Source organism: Aeromonas sp. 61P, assembly GCF_051919545.1.
GTDB classification, from domain to species: domain Bacteria; phylum Pseudomonadota; class Gammaproteobacteria; order Enterobacterales; family Aeromonadaceae; genus Aeromonas; species Aeromonas veronii.
The window spans coordinates 4,407,386-4,423,345 of sequence record NZ_JBQBEL010000001.1 but is presented as its reverse complement, the minus strand read 5'-3'; the positions used below and the strand labels follow the sequence as shown (position 1 = coordinate 4,423,345).

General features: G+C 59.6%; 14 protein-coding genes. 5 read left to right on the top strand and 9 right to left on the bottom strand.

The features are described 5' to 3' along the window. Positions 1-150: 150 nt before the first annotated feature. Positions 151-957: a PhzF family phenazine biosynthesis protein gene (locus ACTG2O_RS20495; protein WP_043822173.1), complete on the top strand. Its 807-nt coding sequence runs from the start codon at positions 151-153 to the stop codon at positions 955-957. Between the two features lie 120 nt (positions 958-1,077). Here the strand turns inward: ACTG2O_RS20495 and lysS are convergent, their stop codons facing one another. Next, positions 1,078-2,613, bottom strand: coding sequence for a lysine--tRNA ligase (gene lysS, locus ACTG2O_RS20490; RefSeq protein ID WP_005335201.1), 1,536 nt, complete (start codon positions 2,611-2,613; stop codon positions 1,078-1,080). Positions 2,614-2,629: 16 nt separating this feature from the next. Further along, positions 2,630-3,728, bottom strand: a protein-coding gene (gene prfB / locus ACTG2O_RS20485) for a peptide chain release factor 2 (protein WP_100645262.1) whose coding sequence is annotated in 2 segments (ribosomal slippage) — positions 2,630-3,652 and positions 3,654-3,728 — 1,098 coding nt in all. Because the reading frame shifts where the segments join, the coding sequence is not laid out codon by codon here. A 256-nt stretch (positions 3,729-3,984) separates the two neighbouring features. Here prfB and ACTG2O_RS20480 point away from each other — a divergent pair. Then, positions 3,985-5,856, top strand: coding sequence for a methyl-accepting chemotaxis protein (locus tag ACTG2O_RS20480; protein WP_439976679.1), 1,872 nt, complete (start codon positions 3,985-3,987; stop codon positions 5,854-5,856). 240 nt (positions 5,857-6,096) lie between these two features. On the opposite strand, the gene gltS is transcribed toward ACTG2O_RS20480, so the two are convergent. Further along, positions 6,097-7,296, bottom strand: a complete 1,200-nt coding sequence (gene gltS / locus ACTG2O_RS20475; RefSeq protein WP_005348115.1) for a sodium/glutamate symporter — start codon at positions 7,294-7,296, stop codon at positions 6,097-6,099. Between the two features lie 446 nt (positions 7,297-7,742). Between gltS and ansA the strand changes: the two genes are divergently transcribed. Continuing rightward, positions 7,743-8,750, top strand: coding sequence for an asparaginase (gene ansA, locus ACTG2O_RS20470; protein WP_005354141.1), 1,008 nt, complete (start codon positions 7,743-7,745; stop codon positions 8,748-8,750). Positions 8,751-8,985: 235 nt separating this feature from the next. Here the strand turns inward: ansA and ACTG2O_RS20465 are convergent, their stop codons facing one another. Together ACTG2O_RS20465 and ACTG2O_RS20460 are read right to left on the bottom strand one after the other, a co-directional pair. Further along, positions 8,986-9,279, bottom strand: a complete 294-nt coding sequence (locus ACTG2O_RS20465) for a YeaC family protein (protein ID WP_042061025.1) — start codon at positions 9,277-9,279, stop codon at positions 8,986-8,988. 62 nt (positions 9,280-9,341) lie between these two features. Further along, a complete protein-coding gene (locus ACTG2O_RS20460) occupies positions 9,342-10,775 on the bottom strand; it encodes a glyceraldehyde-3-phosphate dehydrogenase (RefSeq protein WP_088868630.1) in 1,434 nt (477 codons plus the stop codon). 211 nt (positions 10,776-10,986) lie between these two features. Between ACTG2O_RS20460 and ACTG2O_RS20455 the strand changes: the two genes are divergently transcribed. Both ACTG2O_RS20455 and ACTG2O_RS20450 read left to right on the top strand, forming a co-directional pair. Further along, positions 10,987-11,787: a DUF2989 domain-containing protein gene (locus tag ACTG2O_RS20455; protein ID WP_040066801.1), complete on the top strand. Its 801-nt coding sequence runs from the start codon at positions 10,987-10,989 to the stop codon at positions 11,785-11,787. Positions 11,788-11,794: 7 nt separating this feature from the next. Beyond that, on the top strand, positions 11,795-12,358 hold the full coding sequence (locus tag ACTG2O_RS20450) for an NUDIX domain-containing protein (RefSeq protein WP_139409040.1): 564 nt from the start codon (positions 11,795-11,797) through the stop codon (positions 12,356-12,358). Between the two features lie 104 nt (positions 12,359-12,462). Here the strand turns inward: ACTG2O_RS20450 and lipA are convergent, their stop codons facing one another. The 4 genes from lipA to ACTG2O_RS20430 all read right to left on the bottom strand — a co-directional run bounded on the left by lipA (position 12,463) and on the right by ACTG2O_RS20430 (position 15,917). Continuing rightward, the gene (gene lipA / locus ACTG2O_RS20445; protein ID WP_005335190.1) at positions 12,463-13,428 is read right to left on the bottom strand and encodes a lipoyl synthase; all 966 of its coding nucleotides are present in this window, start codon (positions 13,426-13,428) and stop codon (positions 12,463-12,465) included. Continuing rightward, complete coding sequence (lipB, locus tag ACTG2O_RS20440; RefSeq protein ID WP_040066806.1) at positions 13,425-14,102, bottom strand: lipoyl(octanoyl) transferase LipB; 678 nt, start codon at positions 14,100-14,102, stop codon at positions 13,425-13,427. Before lipB ends, lipA begins: the two co-directional genes overlap by 4 nt. A gap of 62 nt (positions 14,103-14,164) precedes the next feature. Next, the gene (gene ybeD / locus ACTG2O_RS20435) at positions 14,165-14,428 is read right to left on the bottom strand and encodes a DUF493 family protein YbeD (RefSeq protein ID WP_005335178.1); all 264 of its coding nucleotides are present in this window, start codon (positions 14,426-14,428) and stop codon (positions 14,165-14,167) included. A 292-nt stretch (positions 14,429-14,720) separates the two neighbouring features. Next, positions 14,721-15,917, bottom strand: coding sequence for a D-alanyl-D-alanine carboxypeptidase family protein (locus ACTG2O_RS20430; RefSeq protein ID WP_005335176.1), 1,197 nt, complete (start codon positions 15,915-15,917; stop codon positions 14,721-14,723). Positions 15,918-15,960: the final 43 nt, after the last annotated feature.

Sequence of the window (15,960 nt, the reverse complement as noted above, 5' to 3'; positions counted from 1 at the left end):
AGGGCGTGTTGGATAACAACAAAGAATAAAAATGTCTTCTTTATTCTATTAATGCATTAAAGGGGCAGAGGTACGCCTGTTCCCGCAGCAAAAGAGGGGCGTGGTATAAAGGGCGTTAAATGAGAGCCACTTGATAACACAGGAAGTGCCATGTCCAATATCAGATTGTTTCATGTCAATGCGTTCAGTCGGCAGCCCCTTGGTGGCAACCCCGCAGTGGTTGTATTGGGACCCGCCCTGCCGGATGCCAGCCAGCTGGCGATGGCGGCCGAGTTCAACCTCTCCGAGACAGCCTTTCTGGTACAACTTGGCAGAGCCCATTATCAGTTGCGCTGGTTCACGCCGAAAGTCGAGGTTGATCTCTGCGGTCATGGCACCTTGGCGGCTGCTCATGTGTTGTGGCAGACTGGGGCGGTAGCTGCACACGAGACTATCCGCTTCGAGACCCGTAGTGGTGAGCTGCTGGCCCAGCGCGAAGATGAGTGGATTTGGCTCGATTTTCCACGTATCGCATTGGCTCCACTGACTCTGGACCTAGCCTATGCTGCCGCGCTCGGCTGCCAACCAAGACAAACCCTAGCGGCCGGAGCCAAGTTCTTGCTGGAACTGGCAAGTGAAGAGGAGATCCGTACGCTTTCGCCTGATTTTCATGCTCTGCGTGCTTTGCCGGGACGGGGGGTGATAGTGACGGCGCCCTCAAACGACCAGAACCATGACTTTGTCTCCCGCTATTTCGCCCCTTGGGTGGGCGTCGATGAGGATCCGGTTACTGGTTCCAACCACTGCGCTCTGGTGCCCTTCTGGGCCGAACGGCTTGGTAAACGGCAACTGCGGGCCCGTCAGATTTCGGCCCGTGGTGGTGAGTTGCGGCTTGAACTGCAGGAGGCGCGGGTACTGATGGCCGGTCAGGCCGTCACCTTGTGGCAGGGAGAGTGGCTGCTACCGCCAGCCTCATAAGCGGTAAGCATTCGTCAATTGTTGTGAGCATTATAAAAAAACGCCCCGCAGTCGCGGGGCGTTTTTATGGGCTATCACGCTCGGGATTGACCCAAGGGATTTAGCTGGCTTCTGTGGGCCTTACTTCTGCGGACGCAGGGCAGGGAACAGAATGACGTCACGGATGGTGTGGCTGTTGGTGAACAGCATCACCAGACGGTCGATACCGATACCCTGACCGGCAGTCGGCGGCAGGCCGTGCTCCAGCGCGGTGACGAAGTCGGCGTCGTAGAACATGGCTTCGTCGTCGCCAGCTTCTTTCTGATCAACCTGATCCTGGAAGCGCTTGGCCTGGTCTTCTGCATCGTTCAGCTCGGAGAAGCCGTTGGCCAGCTCGCGGCCACCGATGAAGAATTCGAAGCGGTCGGTTACGTCCGGGTTCACGTCGTTGCGGCGGGCCAGCGGAGAAACGGCAGCCGGGTACTCGGTGATGAAGGTCGGTTGCAGCAGCATGTGCTCCACGGTCTCTTCGAAGATCGCGGTGATCACGTGGCCCAGCTCCCAGCCCTTCATCAGCTCGATGTGCAGACGCTTGGCAACGGCCTTGGCGCTCTCGAGGGTAGCCAGATCGTCCAGAGTTACATCCGGGTTGAACTTCAGGATGGACTCGACCATGGTGAGGCGCTGGAACGGCTGACCGAAATCGATGGTCAGGCCCTCTTCGCCCTCTTTGGCGTAACGGATCTTGGTGTCGCCCAGGATGTCCTGCGCCAGGGTGCGCAGCAGCTCTTCGGTCAGGTCCATCAGATCGATGTAGTCGGCGTAGGCCATGTAGAACTCGATCATGGTGAACTCGGGGTTGTGACGAACCGAGATACCTTCGTTACGGAAGTTGCGGTTGATCTCGTAGACACGCTCGAAACCACCAACCACCAGACGCTTCAGGTAGAGCTCCGGAGCGATACGCAGGTACATGTCGATGTCCAGCGCATTGTGGTGAGTGACGAACGGACGCGCGGAGGCACCACCCGGGATGACTTGCATCATCGGGGTTTCCACTTCCATGAAGCGCTTTTCGTTGAAGAACTTGCGGATACCGGCAACCACCTGGGTGCGGATCATGAAGGTCTTGCGAGACTCTTCGTTGGCGATCAGATCCAGGTAGCGCTGGCGGCAGCGAGCTTCCTGGTCGGTCAGGCCTTTGTGCTTCTCGGGCAGCGGACGCAGCGCCTTGGTCAGCAGGCGGATATCGGAAACGTGAACGGAGAGCTCACCGGTCTGGGTCTTGAACAGGGTACCTTCGACACCCACGATGTCGCCCAGATCCCACTTCTTGAACTGCTCGTTGTAGAAACCTTCCGGCAGGTCGTCACGGGTGACGTAGACCTGGATCTTGCCGGCCATGTCCTGCAGGGTGGCGAAAGAAGCCTTGCCCATGATCCGGCGGGTCATGATGCGACCGGCAATCTTCACCCGTTTACCCAGGCTCGTCAGCTCCTCGGCGCTTTTGTCGTCGAACTCTGCGTGCAGATCGCCAGAGAGGCTGTCGCGACGGAAGTCGTTGGGGAAAGGATTACCCTGGGCGCGCAGGGCGGCCAGCTTGGAACGACGCTCGGTCATCTCGTTGTTGAGTTCGAGAGTTTGGTCGACTTCCGGAGTGATGGTTTGTTCAGACATGGTGATTCCTGCTTGTTTACAGACCTGATTTCAGGCTGGCTTCGATAAACTTGTCCAAGTCACCGTCGAGCACCGATTGGGTATTACGGGTTTCGACGCCGGTGCGCAGATCCTTGATACGGGAGTCATCCAGCACATAGGAACGGATCTGGCTGCCCCAACCGATATCAGACTTGGTCTCTTCCAGGGCTTGTTTCTCAGCGTTCTGCTTCTGAATTTCCAGCTCGTAGAGCTTGGCTTTCAGCTGCTTCATACACTGGTCTTTGTTTTTGTGCTGGGAACGGTCGTTCTGGCACTGTACCACGACACCGGTCGGAACGTGGGTAATACGCACCGCGGATTCGGTTCGGTTAACGTGCTGACCACCGGCACCGGAGGCGCGGTAGACGTCGATCCGCAGATCCGCCGGGTTGATCTCGATATCGATATCGTCGTCGATCTCGGGGTAGACGAACACAGAACAGAAGGAGGTGTGACGGCGGCCACCGGAATCGAACGGGGACTTGCGAACCAGACGGTGAACGCCGGTTTCGGTACGCAGCCAGCCGAACGCATATTCGCCGGTGAACTTGATGGTGGCGGATTTGATACCGGCCACGTCGCCTTCGGAGCATTCAATCAGCTCGGGCTTGTAGCCGTGGGCATCGCCCCAGCGCAGGTACATGCGCAGTACCATGTTGGCCCAATCCTGCGCTTCGGTACCACCGGAGCCGGACTGGATGTCGATATAGCAGTCGGAGCCGTCGTGCTGACCGGAGAACATGCGACGGAACTCGAGATCCACCAGCTTGGCTTCCAGCTGTTCGGATTCGGCGATGGCTTCGTTGAAGGTCTCTTCGTCTTCCCCTTCCACGGCCAGGCTCACCAGCATCTCGACGTCATCCACGCCCTGGGTCAGGGTGTCGATGGTGCCGACCACGTTTTCCAGCGCAACGCGCTCTTTGCCCAGCGCCTGTGCGCGCTCGGGTTCATTCCATACGTCCGGCTGTTCCAGCTCGGCGTTGACCTCTTCTAGACGCTCTTTCTTGGCGTCATAGTCAAAGGTACCCCCTAAGAAGCTCGGTCCGCTCAGACAGCTCCTTAAGTTTATTTAATACGGGATTAACTTCGAACATCGTGAAAACTCTCAGGGTCGATGTGATTTAAAAACGGGATATTCTAGCCAATTGTGGAAGGAATAAACAGGGTTGCCTTGGCTTGTGCGGCTCATGCCGTCAATTTCTGGTGCACTTTTCTCCACCTCGGTAGAAAATATCGCCCGCAGACCCATTTTCAGGTTCAGTTTTGGCCATTCGGGTCGCTAATGACTACGTGTAGTGTTGTGCAATTTAGGGAAAAACCCGCTCCTCACCTCAATAAGAAGAACACATGATGAAAAACCTGTCACTCAAGCAGAAGATACTGTTGTCAGTGGTGATCGCCCTTTCGTTGGTGATTTTGTTGCTCTCCTGGCAGAGCTATAGCAGCCAGAAGTCCCTGTTGCTGCAAGGCAGCCAGGAGCAGTTGCAACGGCTGGGTACCCAGCAGGTCGAGCGTGTCAGCGACTGGCTCGCAGCCCGTCGTGACGTGATCCAGGCGCTCGGCAACAAGGCCGGTGCCGAACCCCTCAATGCCTTGCAACAGGCACAAGTCTCCGGCCGTTTCCAGCTCACCTATTTCGGTGAGAGCAGCGGCAAGATGAATGACTCCGATCCCTCCATCAACCGCGATGGCTACGACCCGCGCTCCCGCGGCTGGTATCAGGAGGCGATGAGCAAAGGTGGCCTGATTGTCACCAAACCCTATCTCGACGTGGCTTACAACATCATGGTGGTGACCCTGGCCCAGCCGGTTTCTGGCGGGGTAGTCGGTGGTGACCTCTCCATCGCCTCGCTGGTGGAAGACGTGACCAAGATGCAGCTGCCTGCCGACGGTTTCGCCATCATGATGCACAAGGATGGCACCATCATCGCCTACAAGGATGCCGCCAAGGCGATGAAACCTGCCAGCGAGATCGACAACGATCTGACCAATGCGCTGATCGAGCAGAGCAAGTCGAGCAAGGATCTGGTTCCGGCCTACTTCGACAACGAAGGTCGCGACAAGCTGCTGTGGGCGGCTGATATCCCCGACACGGATTGGGAGCTGGTGCTGGTGCTGGACAAGGCCGCGCTGGAAGCGCCGCTCTCTTCCCTGCTGATGACCCAGCTGGGGATGGCGCTGCTGGTGCTGGTGGGTAGCATCCTCGCTATCTCCTGGCTGGTCAGCATGCTGCTTGGCCCGCTCACCAAGGTCTCCCAGGCGCTGGCCCGCATTGCCGATGGTAACGGTGATCTGACCCAGCGCATCAAGATCGACGCCAACGACGAAGTGGGTCAACTGGCCAACAGCTTCAACCGTTTCGTCGGCAGTCAACATCAGCTGATCGGCAATATCCGTCAGCTGGCCAACGAGTTGAACGCCGATGCCGAGCGCAGTCTGGTGACCAACCAGGCCGCGGTGGACGAGTTGCAGCGTCAGCAGCAGGAGGTGACCATGGTCGCCACTGCGGTCACCGAGATGGCGAGCGCCACCATGGAGATCGCCGGCAACGCCGAGAACACCGCCGCTGCTGCCCAGCAATCTGCCCAGAGCAGTGAGCAGGGCAAGATGCTGGTCAACAAGACCCGCCAGTCCATCAATGGTCTGGCTGAAGAGGTAGGGCAGGCGACCGAGGTGATCGGCGAGCTGAGCCGTCACGCGCAGGCCATTACCAGCATCCTCTCCACCATTCAGGGGATTGCCGAGCAGACCAACCTGCTGGCGTTGAACGCAGCCATCGAAGCGGCCCGCGCCGGTGAGCAGGGTCGTGGTTTTGCGGTGGTGGCTGACGAGGTGCGGGTGCTGTCGCGCCGTACCCAGGACTCCACCCAGCAGATCCAGTCCACCATCGAGACCCTGCAACAGACCACCGCTCGTGCGGTGAGCCTTATGCAGACCAGTCAGGGGCTGGCGGACAACAGCGTGCAGGATGCGGATCAGGCGGTGCGCGCACTGGAAGAGATCACCAGCGCCATCTCCCTCATCTCCGACATGGCGGGTCAGATCGCCACTGCCGCCGAGGAGCAGACCCAGGTGACCGGCGAGATCACCCAGAACACCACCGCCATCAAGGATGTGAGTGACGAGATCACCGCCGCCGCCATGCGCGATCTGGATCAGGCCCACAGCCTCAAAGGGCGTGCAGCTGACCTTAACCAGCAGGTGTCGACCTTTATCCTGTAAGGTGCAATTATCGGCCTGTTCCGGCTGACGTAAACAAGCCCCGCCCTCTGTCGAGTGCGGGGCTTTTTGTTGTTCGGAGGAGTACGGGATGTGGGGACTTCGGGTCTTCTGAGTTGCTCGCGGGTCACCCCGGTGCCGGATACGAGCCCCGGCTCTGCCTGCGTCAGCTGGCGAGTAGAGAACAAACAAAGAGCCCACCGAAAGGTGGGCTCTAATCATATACGTCTGACTGAAAGGGAATTACAGGAATGGCATCGCCATAAACAGCTTGATCACCATGGCGTTGATGATGTCGATAAAGAAGGCGCCCACCATGGGCACCACCAGAAACGCCAGGTGGGAGGGACCGAAGCGCTGGGTAATGGCCTGCATGTTGGCAATCGCGGTCGGGGTGGCCCCCAGGCCAAAGCCGCAGTGACCTGCCGCCAGCACGGCCGCATCGTAATTTTTGCCCATCACCCGGAAGGTGACGAAGATGGCGTAGAGCGCCATCGCCACTGTCTGGGCGGCCAGCAGAATGAAGATGGGCAGAGCAAGGCTAGCCAGATCCCACAATTTCAGGCTCATCAGTGCCATGGCGAGGAACAGCGACAGGCTGACGTTGCCCAGCAGGGAGACCTCGCGATCGCTCACCTCATGCCAGTTCAGCAGGGTCAGGACGTTGCGCAGCAGCACGCCGACAAACAGCACGCAGACAAAGATCGGCAGCTCGAAGGCGCCCCCTTTGAGCGATGCCGAGAGCAGCTCGCCTCCCTTGAGGCTGATGGCGATCAGCGCCAGCGTCTCGATGACGCTGAAAGTGGTGAGGGGGCGCTCCATATCGGGCATTTCGAAGCCCTGGGGGGCCTCATCCTGATTGTGCTCCTCACCGGGCACCTGCACTTTCTTCACCAGATAGCGAGCGACGGGACCACCGATCAGGCCGCCCAGCACCAGACCGAAGGTGGCACAGGCGATGGCGAGCTCAGCGGCGGATTGCACGCCGTATTTCTCGGAGAAGGTAGCACTCCAGGCCGCCCCGGTGCCGTGGCCGCCGGAGAGAGTGATGGAGCCGGCCAGCAGTCCCATGTGGGGATCTAGACCGAGCAGGGTCGCCAGACCGACGCCCAGACTGTTCTGCACCAGCAGCAGGCCGGTGACCACCATCAGGAAGGTAACCACCGCCTTGCCGCCGCGTTTCAGGCTGGCGAGATCGGCGGAGAGGCCGATGGAGGCGAAGAAGGCCAGCATCAGCGGGGTTTGCAGGCTGGTATCAAATTGCAGCTCCATCTGCAGGGTGGAGCGCAGCAGCAGCAGTACCAGCGCGACCACCAGGCCGCCGGCTACCGGTTTGGGGATGTTGAAGGTACGCAGCAGCCCGACTCGGGTAACCAACACCCGGCCAAGCAGCAATACCAGAGTGGCAGCGACCAGCGTTGCGTAGGAATCAAGTTGTAACATTCAGTACTCCCATGTTGATTGGCTGTGTCTTTCATAGCAAAAGACTTACAGATTCAGCCGGGATGAAAACAGTGTGGCTTATGTGCCAGCAAAGAAGGGGAAACATCTCCCCGCCCCAGGAAAGATGGGGCTTGTGCGGGCCTGAAATGCTCAGGCATCCAGATGAGATTTTAGTAAAATCCGGCGGATTGTAGCAAAAAGCATCGTTTAATTCCATCTTCGTCGTATTAATGCTCGTTTTAGTGGTTTATTGTGACATTTAACACTATGTAGGTAGAGGGCAGAAAAGCCGAAAAGGGTGCATGGAACGGCTGTCATTTAGGGCGCCAGTCTCTATAATTCGCCGGTTTCCGCTGCACGCAGAGGCGCTGGCGGGCGTTGACATTGTGGTTCACCCCGACATGGTTCATGTTCCGGCGGTGTTCACTTCATCAAGAGGAGAGGGTGTGAAGAAGTCTATCTACATTGCCTACACAGGCGGCACCATTGGGATGCAGCGTTCCGATCACGGCTACGTGCCGATGGCGGGCTTTATGGAAGACTGTCTGGCGCGGATGCCCGAGTTCCACCGCCCCGAGATGCCGGATTACCATATCCACGAGTATGCGCCCCTCATCGACTCCTCCGACATGACCCCGGCGGATTGGCAGCGCATCGCCGAGGATATTCGCGACAACTACGACAAGTACGACGGTTTCGTCATTTTGCACGGCACCGACACCATGTCGTTCACCGCCTCGGCGCTCTCTTTCATGCTGGAAGATCTGCACAAGCCGGTCATCATCACCGGTTCCCAGATCCCGCTGGCCGAGCTGCGCTCCGACGGCCAGCAGAATCTGCTCAACGCCCTCTACATCGCGGCCAACTACCCGATCCACGAGGTGACGCTGTTCTTCAACAACCAGCTCTATCGCGGCAACCGCAGCAAGAAGGTGCACGCCGACGGCTTCCACGCCTTCGACTCCCCCAACTATCCGCCGCTGCTCAATGCCGGGATCGCCATCTCGCTGGAAGCGGGTGAGCTGGGTGTGCCCTCCGAGCGGCCGCTGGTGCTGCACGACATCACCCCCCAGCCCATCGGCGTGGTGACCCTCTATCCGGGGATCTCCAGCGAGGTGATCGCCAACATCCTGCAACAACCGGTGAAGGCGCTGATCCTGCTCTCGTTCGGGGTCGGCAATGCACCGCAAAACCCGGCCATGCTGGCGCTGCTTTCCGAGGCTTCGGCCCGCGGCGTCATCATCGTTAACCTGAGCCAGTGCCTGCACGGCAAGGTCAACATGGGCGGCTATGCCACCGGCAATGCCCTGTCGCGGGCCGGGGTGATCTCGGGCTTTGACATGACCGCCGAAGCTGCGCTCACCAAGCTCCACTTCCTGTTGAGCCAAGACTTACCCTCCCACCGTATTCGCGAGCTGATGCAGCAGTCCCTGCGCGGGGAGCTGACGCCCTGAGAAACTGTCCGCGACCTTACTGCGAAGCCGTGATCAAGGCTCATGTGCTGCTCGGAATCCTCATGTATGTATATACACTCCGGTTCCTGCGCTGCTCTTCACCTTGCTGACGTCTTCTCGCTACAGGTCGTGAACAGCTTCTGACCTCCCTACCATGGGGAGAGTGGAAAAAGAGGGGAGCCATCATGGCTCCCCTCTTTGCTGTGGTAGCTGCGAGCGGCCTGCCGGGTCAGGTTCAGTGGTTGAGGTCGACCCGCACTATCTCTTCCTCGTCGCGATACTGACGCTTGAGCTCGCTCTTGCTCTTCATCACGATCTCGCCGTCGCGGCCGATGTTCATATGCTCCGGGTTGTCGAGATGCATCGCCTGCCAGGCCATCACGGCTTGCAGGGAGGTGGCCTTCTGCTCGTCGGTGAGGGGCTTGCCATCGGGCCACTTGCCAAGCTCGACTGCGGTCTTGAGCCGCTCGTACACCTCTTGTGGCATCTGCCTGATTGCTTGCAAAAACTCACCCTGTTGAAACGACATTTGGCCTCTCCTTGAACTATTGAGCCATAAACTTCGGGGTCAGCCCGGCAGATCCTGGCGGGCTATGCCGGTAGATCCTGGCGGACTACGCCAGCCATCTGCTCCATCACCCGCACTACCTGACAACTGTACCCGAATTCGTTGTCATACCATACGTAGAGCACACAGTGATCCCCCTCGGCGATGGTCGCCTGGGAGTCGACGATGCCCGCATAACGGGAACCTACCATGTCGGAGGAGACCAGCTCGGTACTGGCGCTGAAGTCGATCTGGCGGTGCAGGGCCGAGCTTAGCGCCATCTGCTGCAGATAGGCGTTGAGGCTCTCCCGATCGGTGGCCTGCTCCAGCGACAGGTTGATAATTGCCAGCGACACATTGGGGGTCGGCACCCGGATGGCGTTGCCGGTCAGCTTGCCCTTCAGTTCCGGCAGCGCCTTGGCCACCGCCTTGGCGGCGCCGGTGCTGGTCATCACCATATTGAGGGCGGCGCTGCGACCGCGGCGCTCGCCTTTGTGATAGTTATCGATGAGGTTCTGATCGTTGGTGTAGGAGTGGACCGTCTCCACGTGGCCGTGGCGAATGCCGTAACGCTCCTGCATCACCTTGAGCACAGGGGTGATGGCGTTGGTGGTACAGGAGGCGGCGGAGATGATCCTGTCACCCGGGCCTATCACTTCATGGTTGACCCCGAACACCACGTTTTTCATCTCCCCCTTGCCGGGAGCGGTCAGCAGCACCTTGCCGGCACCGCGCGCCTTCAAGTGCTCGGAGAGGCCTGCCTCGTCACGCCAGACGCCGGTGTTGTCGACGATCAGCGCATCGTGAATGCCGTAGGCGGTGTAGTCGATGTCGGCCGGGCTATTGGCGTAGATCACCTGAATGAAGGTGCCGTTAGCGATGATGGCGCTGCGCTCCACATCCACCTCGATGGAGCCGTTGAAGGGGCCATGCACCGAGTCGCGGCGCAGCAGGCTGGCACGTTTCTCCAGATCTCCGTCGCGACCGCCACGTACCACGATGGCGCGCAGGCGCAGCGGATTGGCGGCGCCGGTGCGCTCGATCAGCAGGCGGGCCAGCAGGCGGCCGATACGGCCAAAGCCGTAGAGCACCACGTCGGTCGGCTGCGGCATCTGGTTGCGGCCAAGGGCCGGTGCCAGTCGCGCTTGCAGATAGTCCTCGAGCCCCGCCTCATCCTGATGATCCCGCCAGTAGCCGACTGCCAGCTTGCCAAGGTCTACCTCGGCGGCGGTGGGTTTGAGGGCAACGATGGCCTGAAGCAGGGGGAAGCTTTGCTGGATGGGGAGGGGAGCGCCCTGGTGGCGGCGGACGACCCGGTGGGCCTTGAGGATATCGATGGTGGAGGCGTTTTGCAGCGGGCGGCCGTAGAGGGTGATCTCGACCCCTTGTTGTCGGTAGAGGCGACCAATCAAGGGCTGCATGGCTTCGGCGAGCTCCTGGCTCTCCTGCCACGCTTGCAAGTAGTGCTCGTGGGTCATTGACCAGATCCTTTATTTCACGTTGTTGGTGTAAATAGAAAATTCGTCGAATGCAGATCAGTGTAGGGGTGTATATTTCGTTATATTATTCTGCAATCGCGGCCTTATATGGCGCGCGCATTGTAATGGATATGTAACCGGTTTGCTAGCCGGAGGTGGCCCGTAAAGGTGCCAGTTGTTACCAGCCCGCGTTACCAACAAGATGTGAACCATGGCCAATTTCCCCCTGCGACAGACCTTCATCATGCTTTCAGTCGGCCTTGCCGTGGCTGGCTGCAATGACGATCGGATCCACAATATCTGCAGCAACCATGCCGAGCTCTGTCAGGATCTGGTGGACGATGGCTGGTGCCGCTACGAGCGTACCGATGTGATCCGCAGTCGCTTCTATCTCAAGGAAGAGGGGACGGATCGGCGCAAGTATGAGCTGATGCGTAACCTTGAGCGCTATCTCAAATGTGCCGAGCGCTCCACCAACATCGAGTACAAGAATGCCCGTGAGCAGAAGAGTCCACGGGTCGAGGGCATGCTGGCGGCCGGGGATCAGTTGGCCCAGCTCGATGCGGCGACCCGCAATTCACAAGATCCCTACCTGCTGCTCTGGCACTGGACCAACAACACCAACGAGCTGGCTCGCCAGCAGTTTATGGCGCTGGAAGGCACCAAGGCGCTGGATGAACCCGAGTTGCAACTGGCGCTCGGCGGTATCTACGCCAAGAGCGACCCCGAAAAGGCCATTGCCACCCTGCAGCACGGGCTCTCCCTCTATCAGGAGGGGGACAAGGTGAACAGCCGCATATTCACCTCCCTCAGCACCCTCTATATGGGCCAGAAACAGTATGGGCTGGCCTATCTGTGGGGCAAGGTGAGCGAGTCGTTTCAGGATAGCCCCGAGGTCTCAGCCAAGCGTTTTGGCATCTACCACACCCTGAGCAAGACAGAGCAGGATGGTTACGATGTGCGGGCTGCCGAAATTGTCGAGCAGCTCAAGCATGGCAACTACCGGCCCTGATGCAGTGATGACGACGTTCTCTCCGGCCAGCTGCTGGCCCAATCCGTTCGATCTCTCTTTCGTTCATGGCGAGGTACGTACCGATGGCCGTACTCTGGAGCGCCTCACAGTGCGCGCCGTGGTGCCCCGTGGTGACGAGCTGCTGCTGGTGCACTCCCGGGTCAATGGCGATCTGATGTTCCCCGGGGGCGGCATTGAAGCGGGGGAGAGCCACCATGTGGCACTCGCTCGCGAGCTGCTGGAGGAGTGCGGTGCCGAGCTGCGGGAAGTGGGGGGCCTGCTTGGCGAGACCCGTGAATATCGCGCCGCCCGCGAGCCGGGGTTTGATGCCTACTGTATCCGCTCGCTCTACTACTTGTGCCGGATTGGCGATCAGCTGGTGGCCCCGCAGCCGCAGCCCTACGAGATCCGCCTTGGCTTCGTGCCCGGCTGGTTTGCCCTCGACGAAGCGTTGCAGACCAACAAGACCCAGCTGGCGGGGCCCTGTCCCCAGTGGACGGCGCGAGAGACCCGGGTGCTGGCCCAGCTGCAACGCTGGCATCAGCAGGGGATCTTCGACCACGGCTACTGAGTACATCAAGCCGAAACGGTCAGTGATACCAACAAAAAGAGCGCCAATAGGCGCTCTTTTTTATTGTGAGGGTGGCGGTTACTTGGCCACTCTGTCGTGCGAGATCATTTGACCTCTTCGCCCTTGGCTTGCAGATCAGCATGGTAGGAAGAGCGAACGAAAGGACCACAGGCGGCGTGGGTAAAGCCCAGCTCCATGGCGACATCTTTCAGCTCGTCAAACTCTGCTGGCGGTACGTAGCGCTTGACCGGCAGGTGGTGGCGGCTCGGCTGCAGATACTGACCCAGGGTCAGCATGTTGACGCCGTGGGCGCGCAGATCCTTGAGCACCTCGACGATCTCTTCGTTGGTCTCGCCAAGGCCCATCATCAGACCGGACTTGGTCGGTACGTGGGGGTGCATCTCCTTGATGCGGCGCAGCAGCTCCAGCGACCACTTGTAGTCGGCACCCGGGCGGGCGACGCGATACATGCGCGGCGCGGTTTCCAGGTTGTGGTTGAAGACATCCGGCGGGGTCTCGCGGAACACCTCCAGTGCCTGCTCCATCCGGCCACGGAAGTCTGGGGTCAGGATCTCGATGCGGGTCTGCGGGCTGTGCTCGCGGATCTCGCGGATGCAGTCGGCGAAGTGCTGGGCACCGCCGTCGCGCAGATCGTCGCGGTCCACCGAGGTGATCACCACATACTTGAGGTTCATCTCCTTGATGGTCAGCGCCAGCTTCTTCGGCTCTTCCGGATCGAGTGCCAGCGGGCGGCCGTGGGCCACGTCGCAGAAGGGGCAACGACGGGTGCAGATGGCGCCCATGATCATGAAGGTGGCGGTGCCGTGGTTGAAGCACTCCGCCAGATTGGGGCAGGAGGCCTCTTCACACACCGAGTGCAGCTTGTTTTTGCGCAAGGTGCTCTTGATGTGTTCGATCTTCTGGCTGGAGGGGGGCAGCTTGATCCGCATCCAGTCCGGCTTGCGAAGGAGTTCTTCGTTGGGATCCGGCATGAATTTCACCGGGATCAGGGCCATCTTGTCGCCATCGCGCAGCTTGACGCCCGGCTCCATACGAACGGGTTTGCTCATGATTCACTCTCGGTGTTTGTTATTGTTTGATAGCCAATCAGGCGGGCCAACTCGGCCACCAGAATGGATTGCGCCTCGGCCACGCTCTGCGGGCCGCCCAGGGCGCTGGTCTGGGTCATGGCCATGCCCGCATAGCCGCACGGATTGATGTGCAGGAAGGGGGTCATGTCCATGTTGATGTTGAGGGCCAGCCCGTGGAACGAGCACCCCTTGCGGATGCGCAGACCCAGCGAGGCCAGTTTTGCCTCCATGCCAAGGTCATTTTTCACATAAACCCCGGGGGCATCGGCCTTGGCATAGGCCTGGATATCGCTTTTGGCGAGGGTGTTGATGATGGCTGTCTCCAGCGCGGTCACCAGCTCGCGAACCGAGAATTTGCAGCGGCGGACATCCACCAGTACGTAGAGCACCAGCTGGCCCGGGCCGTGATAGGTCACCTGACCGCCGCGATCGCTCTGCACCACCGGGATATTGCCCGGATTGAGCAGGTGTTCGGCCTTGCCGGCCTGGCCCTGGGTGTAGACGGGATCGTGCTCGACCACCCAGAACTCGTCCGGGGTATCGCTGGTGCGGTTGTCGGTGAAGGCTTTCATGGCGTCCCATACCGGCTGGTAGGGGCGGCGACCCAGCTGCCTGACAATCAGGCTGGACTGGGCGGGGATCTGGGATGACATGGCGTCCTCGCGGCGTGCTGCGGCCAAAAACAGTCGCCCCGCAGAACGGGGCGAGAGAGAAATTACAGTACGTATTTCACCAGCTCGATCTTGCCAAGGGCGTGGTACATCGCTTCGATGTGCTCTTTGCTCTGGGCAGTCACGGTCACGCGGACCGAGTGGTAGTTGCCCTTGGAGCTGGGCTGGACTGTCGGGCTGTAGGTGCCGGGGGCGTGCTGCTGCAGCACTTCAACCACCATTTCCGGCAGTGCCGGGTCGGCAACGCCGAGTACCTTGAACGGGAATTTGCAGGGAAACTCCAGCAGTTCATCAAACTTGGTATTCATTTACTCACCTTTTGCGTCATCACCGGGATGACTTCATCTTGGATGGCTAGTGGCCGATGGCCCGTGGAGGCCGCCATTTCAAGTCTATATGGGCACGACTCATAACTATATGGGCGCGGCCCGGACCGGGATCAAGGCCAGGATCGGTCAGACAAGGATGGAAGTGCTGCTTTTTACCACAAATCAGGGTAAGGCGGAACCTGCAGTTTACAGGGTTATTCACTGCTTTTGTCCGTCACAGACAGCAGCGGCGCCTGTTGGCGCCGCTGTTTGGTGAGGATTGTGCGTTGGATTACTTGAACCAGCTGGTGACCAGCAGTACCAGGTAGTCCCACAGACGGCTCATCAAGCCACCTTCCTGCACCTCTTCCAGGGCGACCAGCGGCACCTGCTTGATCTCTTTGTCGCCCTGCTTCAGGAACACGGTACCGACGCGCTGCCCCTTGGCCAGCGGCGCTTTCAGCTCGCTGTCGAGCTGGAAGTCAGCCTTCAGGTTGTTACCCTGACCGCGGGTGACCAGCACGGAGACATCTTTGTCTACGCCCAGTTTCACTTCCGGTTTGTCGCCCATCCAGATCTTCTGGGTGACCAGCTCGGTGCCTGCCTTGTACGGGGTCAGGCTCTGGAAGAAGCGGAAGCCATAGGTTAGCAGTTTTTTGCTCTCGGCGGCGCGGGAGGCTTCGCTGCTGGCGCCCAGTACCACGGCGATCAGGCGCATGCCTTCGTTGTTGGTGGCAGAGGAGACCAGGTTATAGCCGACCTGGCTGACGTGGCCGGTCTTGATGCCATCCACTTGCAGGGATTGATCCCACAGCAGGCGGTTGCGGTTGTGCTGGGTGATGCCGTTGAAGACGAAGGATTTCTGGGAGTAGATCTTGTACTCCTCCGGCAGGTCGCGGATCAGCGCCTGACCCAGACGGGCCATATCGTGAGCGGTACTGTAGTGACCTTCCGCATCCAGGCCGTGCGGGTTCATGAAGTGGCTGTCATTCATGCCAAGCTTGGCGGCCCAGCTGTTCATCAGGCTGGCGAAGGAGTCGGTGCTGCCCGCCAGGAATTCGGCCATGGCGACGCAGGCATCGTTGCCGGACTGGATGATGATGCCCTTGTTGAGATCATCGACGGAGACCTGCTTGCCCACCTCGATAAACATCTTGGAGGAGTCGGAGTAGTTCTTGGACCAGGCGTTCTGGCTGATGGTCACCATGTCGGTGCGCTTGATGTTCCCCTTCAGCAGCTCCTGGCCGATGATGTAGGAGGTCATCATCTTGGTCAGACTGGCGGGCGGCAGACGCTCTTCGGCGTTCTGCTCGGCCAGCACCTGACCTGAGTAGTAGTCGATCAGAATATGGGCCTTGGCGGAGATCTCCGGCGCGGCGGGAACCACCATGGGCATGGCATTCGGGGTCGGTGTCGGCACCGGCGTATTGGCCTGGGCGGTTACGCTGATCAGTGAGGCCAGAAGAACTGAACGGGCAAATTTGGACATCTTGAAATTCCTGCGAGCCAGATGGGGATAAAATGCGGGCCTA

Excerpts from the sequence above, each read along its gene's own strand:
- ACTG2O_RS20495 (WP_043822173.1), top strand. The coding sequence starts at position 151 with ATGTCCAATATCAGATTGTTTCATGTCAATGCGTTCAGTCGGCAGCCC.
- ACTG2O_RS20480 (WP_439976679.1), top strand. The coding sequence starts at position 3,985 with ATGAAAAACCTGTCACTCAAGCAGAAGATACTGTTGTCAGTGGTGATC.
- ACTG2O_RS20430 (WP_005335176.1), bottom strand. The coding sequence starts at position 15,917 with ATGTCCAAATTTGCCCGTTCAGTTCTTCTGGCCTCACTGATCAGCGTA.
- lipA (WP_005335190.1), bottom strand. The coding sequence starts at position 13,428 with ATGAGCAAACCCGTTCGTATGGAGCCGGGCGTCAAGCTGCGCGATGGC.
- ACTG2O_RS20455 (WP_040066801.1), top strand. The coding sequence starts at position 10,987 with ATGGCCAATTTCCCCCTGCGACAGACCTTCATCATGCTTTCAGTCGGC.
- lipB (WP_040066806.1), bottom strand. The coding sequence starts at position 14,102 with ATGTCATCCCAGATCCCCGCCCAGTCCAGCCTGATTGTCAGGCAGCTG.
- ACTG2O_RS20450 (WP_139409040.1), top strand. The coding sequence starts at position 11,795 with ATGACGACGTTCTCTCCGGCCAGCTGCTGGCCCAATCCGTTCGATCTC.
- ACTG2O_RS20460 (WP_088868630.1), bottom strand. The coding sequence starts at position 10,775 with ATGACCCACGAGCACTACTTGCAAGCGTGGCAGGAGAGCCAGGAGCTC.
- ybeD (WP_005335178.1), bottom strand. The coding sequence starts at position 14,428 with ATGAATACCAAGTTTGATGAACTGCTGGAGTTTCCCTGCAAATTCCCG.
- lysS (WP_005335201.1), bottom strand. The coding sequence starts at position 2,613 with ATGTCTGAACAAACCATCACTCCGGAAGTCGACCAAACTCTCGAACTC.
- ACTG2O_RS20465 (WP_042061025.1), bottom strand. The coding sequence starts at position 9,279 with ATGTCGTTTCAACAGGGTGAGTTTTTGCAAGCAATCAGGCAGATGCCA.
- gltS (WP_005348115.1), bottom strand. The coding sequence starts at position 7,296 with ATGTTACAACTTGATTCCTACGCAACGCTGGTCGCTGCCACTCTGGTA.